Annotated in this window: 18 protein-coding genes; 10 read left to right on the plus strand and 8 right to left on the minus strand. The window is 69.6% G+C overall.

Features of this window, described 5'->3' with window-relative positions; translation table 11 throughout:
• Positions 1-71: 71 nt before the first annotated feature.
• The 7 genes from ABLE68_RS11795 (at position 72) to ilvA (ending at position 8,117) form a co-directional block, all read left to right on the plus strand.
• The gene (locus tag ABLE68_RS11795; protein WP_348871536.1) at positions 72-524 is read left to right on the plus strand and encodes a MarR family winged helix-turn-helix transcriptional regulator; all 453 of its coding nucleotides are present in this window, start codon (positions 72-74) and stop codon (positions 522-524) included.
• A 10-nt stretch (positions 525-534) separates the two neighbouring features.
• Positions 535-1,893 (plus strand): MFS transporter, encoded by a 1,359-nt coding sequence (locus ABLE68_RS11800; protein ID WP_348871537.1) that lies wholly within the window; start codon positions 535-537, stop codon positions 1,891-1,893.
• Between the two features lie 169 nt (positions 1,894-2,062).
• The gene (gene rpsL / locus ABLE68_RS11805) at positions 2,063-2,437 is read left to right on the plus strand and encodes a 30S ribosomal protein S12 (protein ID WP_028636428.1); all 375 of its coding nucleotides are present in this window, start codon (positions 2,063-2,065) and stop codon (positions 2,435-2,437) included.
• Position 2,438: 1 nt separating this feature from the next.
• On the plus strand, positions 2,439-2,909 hold the full coding sequence (gene rpsG, locus ABLE68_RS11810; RefSeq protein WP_085873147.1) for a 30S ribosomal protein S7: 471 nt from the start codon (positions 2,439-2,441) through the stop codon (positions 2,907-2,909).
• Between the two features lie 77 nt (positions 2,910-2,986).
• Entirely contained in the window at positions 2,987-5,098 is a 2,112-nt protein-coding gene (gene fusA / locus ABLE68_RS11815; RefSeq protein ID WP_348871539.1) for an elongation factor G, read from the plus strand.
• 69 nt (positions 5,099-5,167) lie between these two features.
• The gene (tuf, locus tag ABLE68_RS11820) at positions 5,168-6,361 is read left to right on the plus strand and encodes an elongation factor Tu (protein WP_348871541.1); all 1,194 of its coding nucleotides are present in this window, start codon (positions 5,168-5,170) and stop codon (positions 6,359-6,361) included.
• 499 nt (positions 6,362-6,860) lie between these two features.
• Complete coding sequence (gene ilvA / locus ABLE68_RS11825; protein WP_348871543.1) at positions 6,861-8,117, plus strand: threonine ammonia-lyase IlvA; 1,257 nt, start codon at positions 6,861-6,863, stop codon at positions 8,115-8,117.
• Here ilvA and ABLE68_RS11830 read toward each other — a convergent pair.
• Positions 8,101-9,450 (minus strand): aspartate aminotransferase family protein, encoded by a 1,350-nt coding sequence (locus ABLE68_RS11830; protein ID WP_348871545.1) that lies wholly within the window; start codon positions 9,448-9,450, stop codon positions 8,101-8,103. The genes ilvA and ABLE68_RS11830 overlap by 17 nt on opposite strands.
• Positions 9,451-9,469: 19 nt before the next feature.
• Between ABLE68_RS11830 and trmB the strand changes: the two genes are divergently transcribed.
• On the plus strand, positions 9,470-10,195 hold the full coding sequence (trmB, locus tag ABLE68_RS11835) for a tRNA (guanosine(46)-N7)-methyltransferase TrmB (protein ID WP_348871546.1): 726 nt from the start codon (positions 9,470-9,472) through the stop codon (positions 10,193-10,195).
• On the opposite strand, the gene ABLE68_RS11840 is transcribed toward trmB, so the two are convergent.
• On the minus strand, positions 10,180-11,193 hold the full coding sequence (locus ABLE68_RS11840) for a LacI family DNA-binding transcriptional regulator (protein WP_348871547.1): 1,014 nt from the start codon (positions 11,191-11,193) through the stop codon (positions 10,180-10,182). The genes trmB and ABLE68_RS11840 overlap by 16 nt on opposite strands.
• Positions 11,194-11,240: 47 nt before the next feature.
• On the opposite strand from ABLE68_RS11840, the gene ABLE68_RS11845 reads away from it, so the two are divergent.
• Positions 11,241-12,584, plus strand: coding sequence for a GH1 family beta-glucosidase (locus tag ABLE68_RS11845; RefSeq protein ID WP_348871548.1), 1,344 nt, complete (start codon positions 11,241-11,243; stop codon positions 12,582-12,584).
• Positions 12,585-12,599: 15 nt separating this feature from the next.
• Here the strand turns inward: ABLE68_RS11845 and ABLE68_RS11850 are convergent, their stop codons facing one another.
• The 5 genes from ABLE68_RS11850 to ABLE68_RS11870 form a co-directional block, all read right to left on the minus strand.
• Entirely contained in the window at positions 12,600-13,538 is a 939-nt protein-coding gene (locus ABLE68_RS11850; RefSeq protein ID WP_348871549.1) for a carbohydrate ABC transporter permease, read from the minus strand.
• Positions 13,535-14,497 (minus strand): carbohydrate ABC transporter permease, encoded by a 963-nt coding sequence (locus tag ABLE68_RS11855; RefSeq protein WP_348871550.1) that lies wholly within the window; start codon positions 14,495-14,497, stop codon positions 13,535-13,537. The genes ABLE68_RS11850 and ABLE68_RS11855 overlap by 4 nt, the downstream gene beginning before the upstream one ends.
• Before the next feature lie 128 nt (positions 14,498-14,625).
• Complete coding sequence (locus ABLE68_RS11860) at positions 14,626-16,008, minus strand: ABC transporter substrate-binding protein (protein WP_348871551.1); 1,383 nt, start codon at positions 16,006-16,008, stop codon at positions 14,626-14,628.
• A 302-nt stretch (positions 16,009-16,310) separates the two neighbouring features.
• Positions 16,311-17,024, minus strand: a complete 714-nt coding sequence (locus tag ABLE68_RS11865) for a tetratricopeptide repeat protein (RefSeq protein WP_348871552.1) — start codon at positions 17,022-17,024, stop codon at positions 16,311-16,313.
• A 52-nt stretch (positions 17,025-17,076) separates the two neighbouring features.
• Positions 17,077-17,886, minus strand: coding sequence for an RDD family protein (locus tag ABLE68_RS11870; RefSeq protein ID WP_348871553.1), 810 nt, complete (start codon positions 17,884-17,886; stop codon positions 17,077-17,079).
• Between the two features lie 24 nt (positions 17,887-17,910).
• Between ABLE68_RS11870 and ABLE68_RS11875 the strand changes: the two genes are divergently transcribed.
• Positions 17,911-18,906 carry a stage II sporulation protein M gene (locus ABLE68_RS11875; RefSeq protein ID WP_348871554.1) on the plus strand — a complete coding sequence of 332 codons (996 nt, stop codon included), beginning with the start codon at positions 17,911-17,913 and terminating at the stop codon, positions 18,904-18,906.
• An 85-nt stretch (positions 18,907-18,991) separates the two neighbouring features.
• Here the strand turns inward: ABLE68_RS11875 and ABLE68_RS11880 are convergent, their stop codons facing one another.
• Positions 18,992-20,284, minus strand: a complete 1,293-nt coding sequence (locus ABLE68_RS11880) for a DUF58 domain-containing protein (RefSeq protein WP_348871555.1) — start codon at positions 20,282-20,284, stop codon at positions 18,992-18,994.
• Positions 20,285-20,286 lie beyond the last annotated feature (2 nt).

Here is a 20,286-nt window from a genome sequence, read left to right on the forward strand (position 1 = left end):
GAGAGTTTCGGGCGGGTCAACGCATTTCTCGGTGGGAATGCTTAGCAAGGGTAATGAGTTATGCTAACGAAATGCCTACCGTGCAGAAGGCCATCCGTACCGACGCCGGGCTCGCCTCCGAGCTCCGGCTCAGCGTCATGCGCCTGCGTCGCCGGCTCGCCAACGAGCGCCACCCCGACAACGAGCTGAGCATCAACCAGATGGGTGTGCTCGGCTGTCTCTTCCGCAACGGAGGCGCGCTGACGATCGGCGAGCTCGCTGCGGCCGAGAAGGTCCAGCCGCCGTCGATGACCCGCACGGTCAACTGCCTGGAGGGCAGCGGCGACGTCGTACGCCGTCCGCACGAGACCGACGGCCGCCAGGTCGTGGTCGAGCTGTCCGACGCCGGCCGCGCCCGCGTGCTCGCCGACCGCGACCGCCGCGACGCCTGGCTGGCCCAGCGCCTCCGCGACCTCACCGCCGAGGAGCGCGCCGTGCTCCGCCAGGCCGCCCCCATCCTCGAGAGCCTCGCCCAGAAGGACTGATCCGCCCTCCATGAGCCCCACGTTCCGCGCCCTCCGCAACCCCAACTACCGGCTGTACTTCGCCGGCAGTCTGGTGTCGAACACCGGCACCTGGATGCAGCGGGTCGCGCAGGACTGGCTCGTGCTCCACCTGCCCGGCAACAGCGGCGTCGAGCTCGGCATCACCACCGGGCTGCAGTTCCTGCCGATCCTGCTGCTCTCGCCGTACGCCGGCGTCATCGCCGACCGCTTCCCGAAGCGCCGGCTGCTGCAGGTCACCCAGGCGACCATGGCGATCGCCTCGCTCGTGCTCGGCACGATCGCGGTCCTCGGCGTCGCCCAGACCTGGCAGGTCTACGCGATCGCCTTCGTCTTCGGGATCGGCGCCGCCTTCGACGCCCCGGCCCGCCAGTCCTTCGTCTCGGAGATGGTCGGGCAGGACGACCTCACCAACGCCGTCGGCCTCAACTCCGCCGCCTTCAACGCCGCCCGGATCCTCGGCCCGGCCCTCGCCGGCCTGATGATCGGCGCCCTCGGCGGCGGCGCCGAGGCGACCGGCTGGGTGATCCTCATCAACGCCGCGTCGTACGGCGCGGTGATCTGGCAGCTGCAGCGGATGAACGTCGCGCTGCTCCAGTCGCCCAAGCTCCGCGGCCGTGAGCCCGGCGCCCTGCGCGAGGGCGTCCGCTACGTCCGCAGCCAGCCCAAGCTGATCCTGATCCTGATCATGGTGTTCTTCGCCGGCACGTTCGGCATGAACTTCCAGATCACCTCCGCGCTGATGGCGACCGAGGTCTTCGGCAAGGGCGCGGGGGAGTACGGCATCCTCGGTTCGGCCATGGCCGTCGGCTCGCTCACCGGCGCCCTGCTCGCGGCGCGCCGGGTGCGCATCCGGCTGCGCCTCCTCGTCGTCGCGGCGTTCGCCTTCGGGGTGGCCGAGATCATCGCCGGGCTGCTTCCGTCGTACGTCGCCTTCGCGGTCTTCTGCCCGGTCATCGGCTTCTGCACCCTGACCCTGCTCAACTCCGCCAACGCCACGGTCCAGCTCGAGACGCCGCCCGAGATCCGGGGCCGGGTGATGGCGCTCTACATGACGATCGTGATGGGCGGTACGCCGATCGGCTCGCCGATCATCGGCTGGATCGGGGAGACGTTCGGGGCCCGCTGGACCTTCGTGGTCGGTGGCGCGCTGACCATGATCGGCGTCCTGGTCGCCCTGATCGTCTACTCCCGCCTCCAGGGCGGTGCTCGCACCGTTTTGACCGGGGTAGAGGGCGCGGGTAATCTTTTTCCTCGTGTCTGGGACAACCAGGCCGTTGCGCGTGCCCGGGTCCCGTCGGAGGCCATTTCCTCCGGCTCCAGCACCGAAACCTCCATCACGACACGCTGACGATCACAGCACAGCGTGAGATTTGGGAGGGCGGCGACACGCCCGACCTCGGGGGTGAGCACGAAGCGGCTGATTGATCCAGATGAGCCGAGCACCATCGGACACAGAGCAACACCACCGTGCGAGCAGAGCGTTCGTACGTGAGAGCAACAAGAAGGGGAACCACCCGGTGCCCACGATTAACCAGTTGGTCCGCAAGGGCCGCCAGGACAAGGTGTCGAAGAACAAGACGCCTGCCCTGAAGGGTTCGCCCCAGCGACGCGGTGTCTGCACCCGCGTCTACACCACCACCCCGAAGAAGCCGAACTCCGCCCTCCGGAAGGTCGCCCGCGTGCGTCTCTCCAGCGGCGTCGAGGTCACGGCCTACATCCCGGGCGTCGGTCACAACCTCCAGGAGCACTCCATCGTGCTCGTCCGCGGCGGCCGGGTGAAGGACCTTCCCGGTGTCCGTTACAAGATCATCCGCGGCACGCTCGACACCCAGGGCGTCAAGAACCGTAAGCAGGCTCGCAGCCGCTACGGCGCCAAGAAGGAGAAGAGCTGATATGCCGCGCAAGGGTCCCGCTCCGAAGCGCCCTATCGACATCGACCCGGTCTACGGGTCGCAGCTGGTCTCCCAGCTCGTCTCCAAGGTGCTCCAGGACGGCAAGAAGCAGGTTGCTCAGCGCATCGTCTACACCGCGCTCGAGGGTTGCCGCGAGAAGACCGGTACCGACCCGGTCGTCACGCTGAAGCGTGCGCTCGACAACGTGAAGCCGGCCATCGAGGTCAAGTCCCGCCGCGTCGGTGGTGCGACCTACCAGGTCCCGATCGAGGTCAAGGGCACGCGTGGCACCACGCTCGCGCTGCGCTGGCTCGTCGGCTACGCCGCTGACCGTCGCGAGAAGACGATGCACGAGCGCCTCATGAACGAGATCCTCGACGCTTCCAACGGCCTCGGTGCCGCGGTGAAGAAGCGCGAGGACACCCACAAGATGGCCGAGTCCAACAAGGCCTTCGCGCACTACCGCTGGTGACCACGGGCGGCGGCGCACCCCGGTGCGCCGCCTGCTCCCACCGCATCCCACTTTCTTTCTAAGGAACGCTGACAACAGTGGCTGTCGACATCACCACGGACCTCAACAAGGTCCGCAACATCGGCATCATGGCGCACATCGACGCCGGCAAGACCACCACCACCGAGCGCATCCTGTTCTACACCGGCATCACGTACAAGATCGGTGAAGTCCACGAGGGCGCTGCCACGATGGACTGGATGGAGCAGGAGCAGGAGCGCGGCATCACGATCACGTCCGCCGCGACGACCTGCTGGTGGAAGAACCACCAGATCAACATCATCGACACCCCGGGTCACGTCGACTTCACCGCCGAGGTCGAGCGCTCGCTGCGCGTCCTCGACGGCGCCGTCGCCGTCTTCGACGGTGTCGCCGGTGTCGAGCCCCAGACCATGACGGTGTGGCGCCAGGCGAACAAGTACTCCGTGCCCCGGATGTGCTTCGTCAACAAGCTCGACCGCACCGGTGCTGACTTCTTCCGCTGCGTCGACATGATGGTCGAGCGCCTCAACTCCACCCCGCTGGTCCTCCAGCTCCCGATCGGTGCTGAGTCCGACTTCATCGGCGTCGTCGACCTGGTCGGCATGCGCGCGCTGGTCTGGCGCGGCGAGACCACCATCGGCGAGGACTACGTCGTCGAGGAGATCCCGGCCGAGCTCGCCGAGCAGGCCGCCGAGTACCGCGAGAAGCTGCTCGAGACGCTGGCTGACGCCGACGACGCGATCATGGAGAAGTTCCTCGAGGGTGAGGACTTCACCGTCGAGGAGCTCGAGGCCGCGATCCGTCGCGCCACCCTCGCCGACAAGCTCAACCCGGTCCTCTGCGGCACCGCGTTCAAGAACAAGGGCGTCCAGCCCCTGCTCGACGCGGTCGTCAAGTACCTGCCGTCGCCGCTCGACATCGACGCGATCATCGGTCACGACCCGCGCGACGAGGAGAAGGAGATCAAGCGTCTCCCCTCCGACGACGAGCCGTTCTCCGGTCTGGCCTACAAGATCGCGACCGACCCGCACCTCGGCAAGCTGATCTACGTCCGGGTCTACTCGGGCAAGCTCGAGGCCGGCTCGACCGTGGTCAACTCGGTCAACGGCCGCAAGGAGCGGATCGGCAAGGTCTACCAGATGCACGCCAACAAGCGTGAGGAGATCGCGTCGGTCGGCGCCGGCCAGATCGTGGCCGTCATGGGTCTCAAGGACACCAAGACGGGTCACACGCTGTCCGACCCCAGCAACCAGGTCATCCTCGAGTCGATGACGTTCCCGGCCCCGGTGATCGAGGTCGCGATCGAGCCCAAGACGAAGAGCGACCAGGAGAAGCTGGGCACCGCGATCCAGCGTCTCTCCGACGAGGACCCGACCTTCACGGTCAAGTCCGACGAGGAGACCGGTCAGACGATCATCGCCGGCATGGGCGAGCTCCACCTGGAGATCCTCGTCGACCGGATGAAGCGCGAGTTCCGCGTCGAGGCCACCGTCGGCAAGCCGCAGGTCGCCTACCGCGAGACCCTCCGCAAGGAGGTCAAGAACCACAGCTACACCCACAAGAAGCAGACCGGTGGTTCTGGTCAGTTCGCGAAGGTCGTCGTCTCGCTCGGCCCCAACATCGACCCCGAGACGGGCACCGGTGCGGGCTACGAGTTCGTCAACAACGTGTCCGGTGGTCGCGTGCCGCGCGAGTACATCCCGTCGGTCGACCAGGGTGGTCAGGACGCCATGGAGTTCGGCGTGCTCGCCGGCTACCCGATGGTCGACGTGAAGTTCTCGCTCGAGGACGGCGCCTACCACGACGTCGACTCGTCGGAGCTCGCGTTCAAGATCGCCGGCAACCAGGCCTTCAAGGAGGCCGCCCGCATGGCCAAGCCCGTCCTGCTCGAGCCGATGTTCGCCGTCGAGGTCACCACGCCCGACTCGTTCCTCGGCACGGTCATCGGCGACATCAACAGCCGTCGCGGACAGATCCAGGCACAGGAGGAGCGTCACGGTGACATGGTCATCAACGCCCTCGTGCCGCTCTCAGAGATGTTCGGGTACGTTGGCGACCTGAGGTCCAAGACCTCCGGTCAGGCTTCGTACTCGATGGAGTTCGACTCGTACGCCGAGGTTCCCACGAACATCGCCGACGAGATCATCAAGAAGGTCCGCGGCGAGTAGTACTCGTCCGGACCCTCGGCAAGCACAACTTGTACGAGTCAAGTTACAACCCACACAGGAGGAGCCCCAGTGGCTAAGGCGAAGTTCGAGCGGACCAAGCCGCACGTCAACATCGGCACCATCGGTCACATCGACCACGGTAAGACGACGCTGACGGCGGCGATTACCAAGGTGCTGCATGACAAGTACCCCGATCTCAACGCTGCTTCGGCGTTCGACGAGATCGACAAGGCTCCCGAGGAGCGTCAGCGCGGCATCACGATCTCGATCGCGCACGTCGAGTACCAGACCGAGGCGCGCCACTACGCGCACGTCGACTGCCCTGGTCACGCCGACTACATCAAGAACATGATCACCGGTGCGGCCCAGATGGACGGCGCGATCCTCGTGGTTGCCGCCACCGACGGTCCGATGCCGCAGACGCGTGAGCACGTGCTGCTCGCCCGCCAGGTCGGCGTGCCGGCCCTGGTCGTGGCGCTCAACAAGTGCGACATGGTCGACGACGAGGAGCTCATCGAGCTCGTCGAGATGGAGGTGCGCGAGCTCCTCTCCGAGTACGAGTTCGACGGCGACGACATCCCGGTCGTCCGCGTGGCTGCCTTCCCGGCGCTGCAGGGCGACGCCAAGTGGGGCGACTCGATCCTCGAGCTGATGAACGCTGTCGACGAGGCCATCCCGACCCCCGAGCGTGAGACGGACAAGCCGTTCCTCATGCCCGTCGAGGACGTCTTCACGATCACCGGTCGTGGCACCGTCATCACCGGTCGTATCGAGCGCGGCATCGTCAAGGTCGGCGAGGAGGTCGAGATCATCGGCATCCGCGAGGTTGCTCAGAAGTCGACCGTCACCGGCGTCGAGATGTTCCGCAAGCTGCTCGACGAGGGCCAGGCCGGCGAGAACGTCGGTCTCCTGCTTCGTGGCACCAAGCGCGAGGACATCGAGCGCGGCATGGTCGTCATCAAGCCGGGCACCACGACCCCGCACACCAACTTCGAGGCGAACGTCTACATCCTCTCGAAGGAGGAGGGCGGCCGTCACACGCCGTTCTTCAACAACTACCGCCCGCAGTTCTACTTCCGTACGACGGACGTGACCGGCGTCGTGACCCTCCCTGAGGGCACCGAGATGGTCATGCCCGGCGACAACACGGAGATGTCGGTGGAGCTGATCCAGCCCATCGCCATGGACGAGGGTCTCCGCTTCGCGATCCGCGAGGGTGGCCGCACTGTCGGCGCCGGCCGGGTCACCAAGATCACCAAGTGATCACCGCCGGTCACTGACCGGTTGAAGCACTCACCGATGGCCTCGAACCGCAAGGTTCGGGGCCATCGGCGTTGAGCGGCCACCCAGGGTGGCCGGCTCAGCCCGATGCCGGCCGGGTCACCAAGATCACCAAGTGATCACCGCCGGTCACTGACCGGTTGAAGCACTCACCGATGGCCTCGAACCGCAAGGTTCGGGGCCATCGGCGTTGAGCGGTCACCCAGGGTGGCCGGCTCAACCTGATGCCGGCCGGGTCACCGAGATCACCAAGTGATCACCGCCGGTCGATGACCGGTTGAAGCACTCACCGATGGCCTCGAACCGCAAGGTTCGGGGCCATCGGCGTTGAGCGGCCACCCAGGGTGGCCGGATCAGCCCGATGCCGGCCGGGTCACCGAGATCGCCAAGTGATCACCGCCGGTCACTGACCGGTTGAAGCAACCAGAACGGCCCCGGACCTCACGGTCCGGGGCCGTTCTGCATCCCCTAGGGTCGTCGGGTGAGCGAAGCGAGCGTGGACGCGGCAGCGGTGGAGGCGGCGGCCGAGGTGCTGCGCCCCGTCGTACGCCGGACCGAGCTCGAGCACAGCGTCCGGCTGAGCGACCTGATCGGCTCGACGGTCCTGCTCAAGCGGGAGAACCGCCAGCTGACCCGCTCCTACAAGGTGCGCGGCGCCTACCACCTGATCAGCGGCCTGACCGACGCCGAGCGCGCCCGCGGGGTGGTCTGCGCGAGCGCCGGCAACCACGGCCAGGGACTCGCGTGGAGCTGTGCGCAGCTGGGCGTCCAGGGTCGGGTCTACGTCCCGAGCAACACGCCCCGCCAGAAGCGGCAGCGGATCCTCGCGCTGGGTGAGGGCCGGGTCGAGCTGATCGTCGAGGGCAGCTCGTACGACGTCGCCGGCGCAGCGGCGCTCGTCGACTCGGAGCTGACCGGCGCGGTCTACGTGCCGCCCTTCGACGACCTGCGCACCATCGCGGGCCAGGGCACGATCGCGGTCGAGCTGATGGAGCAGGCGCGGACGCCGGTCCACACCGTGATCGCCCCGCTCGGCGGCGGCGGTCTGGTCGCGGGCCTCGCGGCGTGGCTGCGCGAGCGCCACCCGGGCGTCCGGATCATCGGCGTCGAGCCGGACGGCGCGGCCAGCATGACCGCGGCCCTCGCCGCGGGCGGACCGGTCCTGCTGCCCGAGGTGGACACGTTCGTCGACGGCGCGGCCGTCGGCCGGGTCGGCGACCTCACGTACCCGCTCGTGCGCGACCTGGTGGACGACGTCGTCACGATCGACGCGGGCGCGGTCTGCACGGAGATGCTCGACCTCTACCAGGTCGACGGGATCATCGCCGAGCCCGCCGGGGCGCTCGCCAGCGCCGCCGTACGCGAGCTGGCGGGCACCTTCCCGGAGGACGGCGCGGTCGTGTGCATCGTCTCGGGTGGCAACAACGACGTGAGCCGCTACGGCGAGATCGTCGAGCGCTCGCTGGTCCACCAGGGCCTGCGCCACTACTTCCTGGTGTCGTTCCCGCAGGAGCCCGGCGCGCTGCGCCACTTCCTCGACGACGTGCTCAGCGAGTCCGAGGACATCGTGGTCTTCGACTACGTCAAGAAGAACAACCGTGAGACCGGCCCGGCGCTGGTCGGCATCGAGCTCGAGAGCGCCGCCAACCTGGCCGGCCTGCTCGACCGGATGGAGACCAGCCCGCTCACCATCGAGCGGGTGCCGCCCGGATCGCCGCTCTTCACGTTCCTGATGTGAGAGCTGCGATCGCCGCGCCGAAGACCTCGGTGTGGCGGTCGACGTCGGCCTCGGAGTGGTGCGGGCTGAACAGCGCCATGTTGTGGAACGGCGTGAGCAGCACGCCCCGGTTGAGGCACCACAGGTGGAGGAAGGCCTCCAGCTCCTCGTCGGTCGCGGCCGCGGCGGCAGCACCGTCTCGAGGCGGCGGGCAGAACCAGTACTCCGCGCGGCAGCCGAGGCGCTGCACGTGCCAGTCGAGACCGTGCTCGGCGATCACGCCGGCGACGCCGTCGGTGAACCGCTCGGCCAGGGGTACGGCGACCGCGAAGTCCTCCTCGCGCAGGCAGGTCGACAGGGTCGCGCGGATGGCTGCCGTCGCGAGCGCGTTGGCGGTGAGCGTGCCACCGATGCCGGACACGTCGACCTCCGCCTCGACCATCGGGCCGAGGAGCCGGCCGGCGACCTCGGCCGACATGCCGTACGCCGCGCACGGGATGCCCCCGCCGATCGGCTTGCCGACCACGACGAAGTCCGGCTCCAGCCCCCACGCGGCCGTGCAGCCGCCCGGCCCGGCGCACAGCGTGTGGGTCTCGTCGATGACCAGCAGGACGTCGTGGCGCCGGGTCACCTCGCGCACCCCGGCGAGGTAGCCCTCGTCGGGCAGCACGATGCCGATGTTGGTCAGTGCCGGCTCCATCAGCAGGCAGGCCACGTCGCCGTGCGCGAGGCGACGGTCGAGCGCCTCGAGGTCGTTGAAGGGCACCACCGCGGTCGTCACCGCGACGTCGACCTGCGGTCCCATCGCGCCGGGCCGCGGCACGACCCGGTCCCCGTCGAGGATCGCGAGCGTCTCGTCGACCGTGCCGTGGTAGCACCAGTCGAACACCGCGATCCGCGGCCGGCCGGTCAGGTGACGGGCGAAGCGCAGCACGAACCGGTTGGCGTCGGTCGCCGACATCGCCAGCTGCCACGACGGCAGCCCGAAGCGGCGGGCCAGCTCCTCGCCGACCCACACGGCGTCGGCCGAGGGCAGCATCGTGGTGATGCCGGTGCGCGCCCGCGCGGCGATCGCGTCGGCGACCTGCGGGAGACCGTGTCCCGTCATCGCGCCGGTGTCACCGAGGCAGAGGTCGACGTACTCGATCCCGTCGACGTCGACGAGCCGGGCGCCGCTCGCGGACTCGAAGAAGAGCGGGAACGCCCCGGGCCACCGGGTCATCCAGGGCATCGGGACGCCGGCGAGGAGCGGGCCGCGAGCCTGCTCGGACAGCTGGGCCGAGCGGGGGTGGAGCGAGACGAAGCGCTCCTCCTCGGCCGCTCGCAGGGAGGTGAGTCGAGTCCGGTCGATCATGCTTGGGAAGATACTGCCCATGAGCGACGAAGGCGTCCGACCGGCGCGCCCGCACCACAAGCTGACCGACGACGGCCAGCGGGTGCGCGAGGTGCTGAGCTACTCCCGACGGGGGAGCCGGTTCACCCCGCGCCAGCAGGAGGCGTGGACGGCGTACGCCGAGCGGTGGTGGTTGCCCGACGAGGCCGTCGACGAGCCGGCGTTCTCGCTCGCGGGTGCGTTCGGTCGCGAGGCGCCGCTGATCGTCGAGATCGGCTCGGGCATCGGCGAGTCGACCGTCGAGCTCGCCGCCGCCCGCCCCGACCACGACGTCGTCGCCCTCGAGGTCTGGCGACCCGGCGTCGCCGACACCCTGGGTCGCATCGGCGCCGCCGGGCTCACCAACGTGCGGATGCTCAGCGTCGACGCCGTGTGGTCGCTCGAGCACCTCGTCGAGCCCGACACCCTGGCCGGGCTCTGGGTCTTCTTCCCGGACCCGTGGCACAAGAAGCGCCACCACAAGCGCCGCCTCGTCTCGCCCGACTTCGCCCGCCTGGCCGCGAGCCGGCTGGCGGTCGGCGCCGAGTGGCGCCTGGCGACCGACTGGGCCGACTACGCCGAGCAGATGGTCGAGGTGCTCGACGCCGAGCCGCTGCTGACCGGCGGGGTGGTGGAGCGCTGGGCCGAGCGGCCGGTCACGAAGTTCGAGCGCAAGGGGCTCGCCGCCGACCGGGAGATCACCGACCTGGCCTACGTGCGCCGCTGAGGCGCTGCCGTCGTACGACGCACGACCAGCTGGGTCGGCAGGATCACCTGCTCCGGCGCCCAGTCTCCGCCGGCGAGACCGGCCAGCACCTGGGTCGCCGCGACCCGACCCTGCTCGTGCACGGGCTGCGCGACCGTCGTCAGGTCGAAGTAGCTGGCCATCTCGTGGTCGTCGATGCCGACGACCGAGATGTCCTCGGGCACCCGGAGCCCGAGCTCCCGTGCGGCCCGCAGGACGCCGATGGCCATCTCGTCCGAGGCGGCGAAGACGGCGGTCGGGCGGTCGGCGCGCGAGAGCAGCTCGCGACCGGCGCGCAGGCCGCCCGCGACCGTGAACGCGCCGTCCGACTCGAGCGCCTGGTCGTGCGACAGCCCGGCGTGCTCGAGGGTGCGCCGGTAGCCCATCAGTCGCGCTGAGGGGGCGGTGAAGTCGAGGACGCCCTCCGTCGCGCCGCCCACGTAGGCGATGCGCTGGTGGCCGAGGTCGACCAGGTGCTGGGTGGCGGTGGACGCCGCCTCCTCGTCGTCGATCCGCACCGTCGACCAGCCGGGCAGGTCGGCGCCGACGATCGTCACCGGTCGGCCGAGCTCGGTCAGCCGCACCATCTCGTCGTGGCTGGGCTTGAGGCTCAGCACCAGGACCGCGTCGACGCGCTTGGTCAGCAGGTTGGTCTCGAAGACCCGGTGGCGTGCCGACGCGTCGCCGGCGAGGTTGTAGAGCAGCAGGTCGTAGCCCCGCTCGCGCAGGAGCTCCTCGGCTCCCTGGACGACGGCCGCGAAGAACCACTGGGTCACGAACGGCACGATCACCGCGACCGTCCGGGTCTGTCCGGTGGCGAGCCCGGCCGCGCTCGGCGACGGCACGTAGCCGAGCCGGCGTGCCACCTCCATCACCCGCTCCCGGGTCTCCTCGGAGACGCCGGGCAGGCCGCGCAGCGCGCGGGACACGGTCGCGGTGGACATGTCGACGTCACGGGCGACGTCCTTGATGCTGGTCACAGCGGGAGCGCTCCCACTTTCTCCTCCGAGCGACTACGGTGGTGCCCATGACTGTGCATCTCCCGGACGGCTCCACCCTGGCATTCGGTGCCGCGACCGCGGCGTACCAGATCGAGGGAGCGGCGGCCGAGGACGGCCGCGGCCCCTCCATCTGGGACACCTTCGCCCAGCGCCCGGGTGCCACGAAGGACGGTCGGGACGGCTCCGTCGCGTGCGACTCCTACCACCGCTACGAGGAGGACCTCGACCTCGTCGCCGGCATGAACGCCGCGTGGTACCGCTTCTCGGTCAGCTGGCCGCGGATCATGCCCGAGGGCACCGGCCGGGTCGAGACGCGCGGCCTGGACTACTACGACCGGCTGGTCGACGCTGCGCTCGCGCGCGGCATCAACCCGACCGCGACGCTCTACCACTGGGACCTGCCGCAGGCGCTGGAGGACCGCGGCGGCTGGCCGGTCCGCGAGACGGCCGAGGCGTTCGCCGACTACGCGACGGTGGTCCACGAGCGGCTCGGTGACCGGGTCAAGGTCTGGGCCACCCACAACGAGCCGTGGTGCGCTGCCTACCTCGGCTACTCCGCGGGTGTGCACGCCCCCGGCCGCAAGGAGGGTGGCGCCGGCCACCGCGCGGCCCACCACCTCAACCTCGGGCACGGCCTGGCGGCCGCTCGCCTCCACGAGGCCGGCGTGACCGACCTCGGCATCGTCCACAACCTCGCGCCGTTCTGGCCGGAGACCCCCGAGGCCGCCCAGGCGGCCGACGAGCTCGACGCCGTCCGCAACCGGGTGTGGCTCGGCCCCCTGGTCGACGGTGCGTACGACGAGGGCCTGCTGCGGGTCGCGCCCGAGCTGGCCGACCCCACGCTGGTGCGCGACGGCGACCTGGACCTGGTCCGCGGCTCGGCCGACTGGATAGGGGTCAACTACTACACGCCGTTCCGCCCGACGCTGGCCGACCCGACGCTCGCCCGGCACCCCGAGGTCGAGGCCTACCCGGGTGCGACCCCGGTCTCGTTCGTGGTCCGCGAGCCGCGCACCGACATCGGCTGGGAGGTCGACGCCTACGGGCTCGAGGAGCTCCTCGTCGACACCCACAAGCGCACCGGCCTGCCGATCATGGTGACCGAGAACGGCGCGGCCTACCCCGACACCTCGCTCGACGACCAGGACCGGATCGGCTACCTCGACGACCACATCGGCGCCACCCGTCGAGCCCGTGAGGCGGGCGCCGACGTGCGCGGCTACATCGTCTGGACGCTGCTCGACAACTTCGAGTGGGCCGAGGGGTACACGAAGACGTTCGGAGTCGTCCACGTGGACCCCACGGACCTCACCCGGACGCCCAAGGCGTCCTATCACTGGCTTGCCGCGCACATCGCCGCCTCTGTCTGAGTCGCCTCAGGGGCCCTAGCCCTTCACGCTTCCGGCCAGCAGGCCGCGCACGAAGTAGCGCTGCAGCGACAGGAAGACGACCAGCGGCACGATGAGCGAGACGAAAGCGCCCGCGGACAGCAGGAACCAGTCGCTGCCTCGCGTGCCCGAGAGCTCGGCGAGACGGGCCGTCACCGGGAACGTGTTCGGGCTACCGAAGGTGATGGCGACGAGCAGGTCGTTCCACACCCACAGGAACTGCAGGATCGCGAACGCCGCGATCGCCGGCGCCATCAGCGGCAGCATGATCCGCGTGAAGATCTGCACGTGACCGGCGCCGTCGACCCGCGCCGACTCGATCAGCTCGCCGGGGATCTGGCTCATGAAGTTGTGGAGCAGGTAGATCGCCAGGGGCAGCGCGAAGATCGTGTGCGAGAGCCACAGCGTGTAGAACCCACCGCCGGGCGCATCCGCTCCGGCGAGCGGCTGCAGGTTGAGCGGCGGCTGCACGTAGAGCTTGAGCAGCGGGATCAGCGTGACCTGGATCGGCACGATCTGCAGGGCGAAGATCGCCACGAACAGGAAGTCGCGGCCGGGGAACTTCATCCAGACGAAGGCGTACGCCGCGAGCGTGGCGATGCTGATCGGGATGATCACCGCCGGCAGCGTGATCACGATCGAGTTGACGAAGTACGTCGCGAAGTTGGTGTCGCTGCCGTGCAGCACCTCGTCGTAGTTGGACATCGTCACGTTGGGGTTGGTGAAGAAGGTCCACCAGCCGCTCGAGGTGATGTCGCTCTCCGGGCGGAACGACGTGATCAGCAGGCCGAGCGTCGGGATGGTCCACAGGACCGCGATCACGACGGCGGCCAGCGAGGCCCACGGGGAGCTGAGCGCCTTCCTGGCGCTGGTCGAGACCGGCTCGGGCCCGGGTGCGACGCCGAGGTCGCTGGGGTTGGGGGTCGCGGCGGTCATCGTGCCTCCAGCTTGCGCATCTGACGGACGTTGTAGATGACGATCGGCAGGACCAGCAGGAAGATCACGGTCGCGATCGCCGTGGCCAGGCCTTGGTTCGCCGACCGGAAGTACTCGGTGTAGAACTGGTAGGCGAGCACGCTGGTCTTGAAGTTGCCGCCCGTCATGGTGCGCACGACGTCGAAGGCCTTGAGCGTCGTGATGCTGATCGTGGTGACCACGACGATGAGCGACGGGCGGATGCTCGGCACGGTGATGTAGCGGAACTGCTGCATGCCGGTCGCTCCGTCGAGCCGGGCCGCCTCGACGATGTCGTCGGGGATCGCCTTGATCGACGCCGACAGGATCGTCATCGCGAAACCGACCTGCACCCAGATCATCACGATGATCAGGAAGATGGTGTTCCACGGGTCGTTGAGCAGGAACTTGTAGGTGTCGAAGCCGAGCCCCTTGAGCACGGCGTTCGCGATGCCGATCTGGTCCTGGGTCGGGTCGCGGTAGTCGTAGACGAACTTCCAGATGATCGACGCGCCGACCAGCGAGATCGCCATCGGCAGGAAGATGAGGGCCTTCGCGAACTTCTCGAAGCGGGAGCGGTCGATGAGGACGGCGTAGATGAGACCGATCGCGGTCGACACCAGGGGCACCAGGATGACCCAGGCGGCGGTGTTGCGCAGGACGGTCAGCTGCTCGGAGTCGGTGAAGATCGTCTTGTAGTTGTCCAGCCCGATGAACCCGTCACCGGTCCGGTCGAAGAACGACTGGTAGATGCTGGTCAGGGCCGGGTAGAGGAGGCCGATCGCGATCAGAGCGACGGCTGGCAGCACGAAGGCGGCGGCTTGGGCGACCTCTCCGCTGCGGCTCCGCATACGTTGGGTCGCCAGAAGGATCACCGAGACGACCGCGAAGAACAACGCGATCACGATGAACATCTGGATGAACTTCTCACCTGTCGACATACAGGCACTCCCGATGGCTCGGGCCGGTGAGCGGCGGCTCAACGACCGGGTGGATCCGGATGGTGGTACGACGGTGGCCGGGCCACGGGTGCGTGAGCACCCGTGACCCGGCCGTGGTCAGGCGTCGATCACGACGGCCAGGACGACTCGATGTTGTCGAGCGCGTCCTTCGTGCTCTCGCCGGTGATCCAGTTGGTCATCTCGGTCCAGAACGAACCGGCACCGACCTCGCCGGGCATCATGTCGGAACCGTCGAAGCGGAAGACCGCGTCGGGGTCCTGCAGGATCTCGCCGGACAGCTTGTCGATCGGGCTGGCCAGGTTGTTGACGTCGAGACCCTTGTTGGCGCTGACCCAGCCGCCGTTCGGGGAGGCCTTGGCCTTCTCGTTGGCCCACACGTCGGTCGACAGGTAGGTCTGGAACGCCTGCACCTCGGGGCGGTCGTCGAACGCGGCGACGAACTCGCCACCACCGAGGACCGGGTTGCCGAAGTCGGAGCTGATCGGCGGCAGGTAGAAGGCGAAGACGTCGCCGTTGTCGGAGACGTCGGTGCCCTCCGGCCAGTTGGCCGCGTAGAAGCTCGCCTGGCGGTGCAGGGCGCACTTGCCGTCGAGGATCGGCAGGCCGCCGTCCTGGAACGCCGTCGTGGCGATCGACGAGACGTCACCGATGCCGCCGTTGACGTACTTGTCGTTCTTGAGGATGCCGCCGACGGTGTCGAGGGCGTCCGCGATCTTCGGGTCGTTGAACGGGATGTCGTGCGAGACCCACTGGTCGTAGACGTCCGGGCCCGCCGAGCGGAGCAGGACGTCCTCGAGCCAGTCGGTGCCGGTCCAGCCGGTCGCCTCGCCGGACTCGAAGCCGGCGCACCAGGGCTTGATGCCCGACGCCGCGATCTTGTCGGAGAGGGCGATCATGTCGTCCCAGGTCTTGGGGATGTCCCAGCCGTTGTCGGCGAACATCTTGGGGGAGTACCAGACGAACGACTTCACGTTGGCGCCCAGCGGTGCGGCGTACAGCTTGTCGTCGACGCTGCCGTAGGAGCGCCAGTCGTCACCGAACCACTTGTCCACGTTGTCGGACACCTGCGAGGGCGCCTCGACGACCTTGCCCGTGCCGACGAGCGTCTGGAGCAGACCCGGCTGGGGGACGTAGGCGATGTCCGGCGGGTTGCCGGCCTGGACCCGCACCTGCAGCTGGGCCTCGAACTCCTTGGAGCCTTCGTACTTCGGAGTCGCGCCCGTGCAGGTGGTGAAGAGCTTCCACGAGTCGATGTGCGGCTGGTCCTCAGGGGCCACGATCGAGGTGTAGACCGAGATCGACTTGCCGGTCAGGTCGCCGAAGTCGGCGAGCTGCTGCAGGTCGGCACACTCGGACTTGCCCTCTCCGGGCCAGGTGCCACTGACCGTGCTGCTGCCCTCGCTGTCGCTGGCACAGCCAGCAAGAACGAGTCCCGCGCTCACGAGAGCGGCGGCAGCCGCCATCCCTCGGCGCGTGTTGCGTGATCGCATTCGTGCATTCCTCTCTGCGTTTTTCAGCAGGTCCGTCTAGGTCCGCGTGCCCGATAACCCGCTCCGTCGGTCCTGATGCAAACGTTTACGCAGGGTTACGTCAAGGCGGATCGGTAACGGTTCTGTAACGCGCGTCACATTTCAATGGGAACGCTCCCACTACCGGACGAACCGGGCCGTGTGCGGCTTCCGACCGGACGATCTCCACCCGCTCAGAAACGGACACCAGCCGGTCTCGACCGGTTCGCGCTCCCTAGACGTCCCGTTGAGGGCCTCCCGAACCGCAGAACTTGCGGTCCGCGTCAGTCCGCGAGCAGCTCCAGCTCGGCGTCCACGTGGGGGTCGGAGCGGCCCTCCGCGTCCAGCTCCGCCTTGATCTCGCGCTGCATCGCGAGCGCGTCGGAGGTCCGACCGAGGTTGCGCAGCGCCCAGGCGACCATCCACCGGGCGACCCGGGTCCGTTCGGGGTCGCCGATCCGCTCCCGAGCGGTCAGCGCCTGCTCGAAGTCCGACAGCGCCTCGGCGAAGTCGCCCGCGTCGGCGTGCACCATGCCGATGTTGTTGAGCAGGGACGCGTCCCAGTCGCGTGCCCCCTGGTCGCGCGAGTGCGACGCGACCTCGAGCGCTCGGTAGGTGAGGGCCAGCTGGTCCTCGGGGGCGGCGGCCACCAGCGCCTGCATGTGGATCGCGTCGACCCGCAGCGCGTCGAGCCCGGCCGTGGCAGCGGTCCGCTCGGCGGCGTCGAAGTGCGGTCGGGCGGCCTCGGCGTCACCAGCGGACCGGAACAGCCGTCCCCGCTCGAGAGACACCCGGACCACGACCTCGTCGTCGCTGACGGCGAGGTCGTCGAGCACGCCGTGCGCCTCGTCGTACCTCTCCTGGAGGCCGAGCGCCCGGGCGACCTGGGTCAGCAGCACCAACCGGTCCGTGCCCTCGGCGATGTCGGCCGCCTCTCGCAAGCGCGCCTCGGAGCCGGCCGGGTCGTCGAAGTCCCACAGGGTCTGCACGTCGGTCATGGATCCATGCTCCCCCATGAAAAGTCCTCGGGTGTGAACGCGCGGGTCGTCCTCATCGACGAGCGGTGAGCCGGCGGCGCAGCGCGTCCTCGCGCGCCAGCCTGGCCCCGTCGCGGTCGCGGCGAGCGGCCACCACCGCTGCGAGGTAGGCCTCCGGTGGCGTGCCGGGCGGCGGCGCGGGAGCGACGTACTCGCTCACGGCGGCCGCCAGCCGGCCACCGATCGCGGCGCGCGACGCCGGGTCGATCTGCGGGAGCCGACCCAGGAACTGGCGTACGGCGAGGGCGAGGCCGGTCGGCAGCGAGGCCATGTCGGCGGCGGCCGCCCAGTGCGCGAGCTGCGGCGGCATCGGGGTCGGCCGAGCCAGCTGGAGGCGGACCCGGTCGCGGACGACGTACGTGCCGGCCGCGAAGTCGCCGAGCCTCTTGCCGCGCGAGCTGAGCAGTGCGGAGAAGAAGGCCGGGCCGCCGAAGAACGCGTAGATCTCGACGACGCCGACCAACGCGCGCACGAACGCGTGCTGGAAGGAGATCGGCCCGGCGTCGTCGCGGACCGTGCGCAGCCCGAGCGCCATCTTGCCCACGGTCCGGCCCCGCGTCAGCGTCTCGAGTGCGGTCGGGAAGACGACCAGCGAGACGATGGTCGAGGCGAGGATCGCGACCTGGACCAGGGCCTCGTCGGTGTGCACCGCGGCGACGGCGAGGCCCAGGACGAGGGCGATCAGCAGGATGATCGTGAGGGTCACGTCGATGAGGCCGGACGCCATCCGCGGACCCAGGCTCGCCGGGGGCAGGTCGAGGGCGACCGCCTCGCCGGTGACGAGGTCGTCGGTCGTGAGGGTCGCGTACTCGTGAGCCGCCATCGAGGGTGAGTCTAGGGTCGGCGCATGGACCTCGACGCCTACGTCGCAGCGCACTCGCGCGAGTGGCAGCGGCTCGAGCAGCTGACCCGTCAGCGACGACTGACCGGCACCGAGGCCGACGAGCTCGTCGAGCGCTACCAGCAGGTCGCGACCCACCTCTCCGTCGTACGCACCTCGGCGCCGGACGCGTCGCTGATCGCCCACCTGTCCTCGCTCCTGGCCCGCGCGCGCAACCGGGCGGCCGGCACCCGCACCGGGACCTGGCGTGGCGTGCGGACCTTCTTCGTCGAGCGCTTCCCCGCGGCGCTCTACCGGCTGCGGTGGTGGTGGCTCGGCACGCTCGCGGGGAGCGTGCTCGTCACCGCCGTGATGATCCTGTGGCTGCTCGCGCATCCCAACGTGGAGCAGAGCCTCCTGTCTCCGCAGGAGGTCGACCAGCTCGTCAACCACGACTTCGAGGACTACTACAGCACCTACGCCGCCAGTCACTTCGCCGCGCAGGTCTGGGTCAACAACGCATGGGTGACGGCGCTCTGCCTGGCGCTCGGCGTGCTCGGCTTCCCGGTGATCTACCTGCTCTACTCCAACATCGCGAACCTCGCGATCATCGGCTCGATCATGATCCGGCACGGCCACGCGGGCCACTTCTGGGGCCTGATCCTCCCGCACGGGATCCTCGAGCTGACCGCCGTGTTCGTCGCCGGCGGCGTCGGGCTCCGGCTCTTCTGGTCCTGGGTCGAGCCCGGCGAGCTGACCCGGGCGCAGTCGCTGGCGCGCGAGGGGCGTACGGCGGGGACGGTCGCGCTCGGTCTGGTCGCGGTGCTGTTCGTCAGCGGTATGATCGAGGCGTTCGTGACCCCGTCGCCGTTGCCCACGTGGGCGCGGGTCGGCATCGGCGTCCTGGCCGAGGCGGTCTTCCTGGCCTACGTGTTCGTGCTCGGTCGCGCCGCGTTCCACCGCGGGGCCACCGGTGACATCGACGCGGCCCTGCTCGAGGACCGCGTCGCCACCCAGGCCTAGGTCGAATCGAGACTTCCGTCAGTCGAATCGAGACTTCCGTCGTACGAATGTCTCGATTCGACCGACGGAAGTCTCGACTCAACATTCACAGGAGCCCGCGGGCCTTGAGGCTGAGGTAGTGGTCGGCGAGCGCCGGCGGGAGTCGCTCGGCGTCGGCGTCGATCACGTCGACCCCGAGTGCGCCGAGGAGCCGTCCTGTGTGGCGGCGACGTCCGATGACCTGCTCGGCGGCCGCCGCGTCGTACACCTCGTCGAGGGTGTCGCGGGCGCCGGCCAGTCGCTCGAGCTCAGGGTCGCGCACCGAGGCGAGCACCACCCGGTGGTGCTTGGTGAGCGTCGGCAGCACGGGAAGCAGCCCCTCCTCGACCGCGGACGGCTCGAGCGGCGTCAGCAGCACGACGAGGGCCCGCTGCCGACCCAGGCCGGTGACCGCGCCGGCCAGCGCTCCCCAGTCGGCCTCGGCGATCACGGGCTCGAGGTCGGCCATCACGTCCTGGAGGGTGGCGGCGACGTCGCGCGCCCCTGCCGACCTCACCCGGCTGCGCACGCGCCGGTCGCCCGCGACGAAGTCGATCCGGTCGCCGGCCCGTGCGGCGAGGGCGGCCAGCAGCAGGGCCGCGTCCATCGCGGAGTCGAGCCGCGGCACGTCCCCGACCCGGCCGGCCGAGGTGCGCGAGGTGTCGAGCACCAGGACGACCCGGCGGTCGCGCTCGGGCTGCCAGGTGCGCACCACGACGTTGCGGTTGCGGGCGCTCGCGCGCCAGTCGATGGACCGTACGTCGTCCCCGCGCACGTACTCGCGCAGCGAGTCGAACTCGGTGCCCTGACCACGGACCCGGATCGCGGCCCGGCCGTCGAGGTCGCGCAAGCGGGCCAGCCGGCTCGGCAGGTGCTTGCGCGACTCGAAGGGCGGCAGCGAGCGGACCGTGCCGGGGACGACCCGGGTGCGCTGCCGGGCGGCCAGGCCGAGCGGACCGCGCAGCCGCAGGGTCACCCCGGTCGCCTGGAGGTCACCGCGCCGCCGGGGGAGCAACGGCGTCCGCACCACGAGCCGGTCGCCCGGCGACAGCGACAAGCGGTGCCGGTTGTCGCTCGCTCCGGCGCTCGGCTGCCAGGCGTCGCGCAGGACGCCTCGCACCCGCCGGCGCGACGGGTTCGACACCACCACGCGGGTCTCGGTCGGGTGGCCGAGCCGGACGGTGCCGACGGCCGGGCGCTCCAGGGTGAGCGCGGACGGCGACGGCGCGAGCAGGACGTCGACCGAGACGAGCAGCGCGATCGCCAGGACCCACAGCCACACCGTGCCCATCTCCGGGCGCAGCACGACCGGCACCACTCCCAGCAGGAGCAGCAGCGGGACGCGACCGGAGATCGACATGG

It is taken from the genome of Nocardioides pollutisoli (assembly GCF_040045055.1).
Taxonomy (GTDB): Bacteria; Actinomycetota; Actinomycetes; order Propionibacteriales; family Nocardioidaceae; genus Nocardioides; species Nocardioides tweenelious.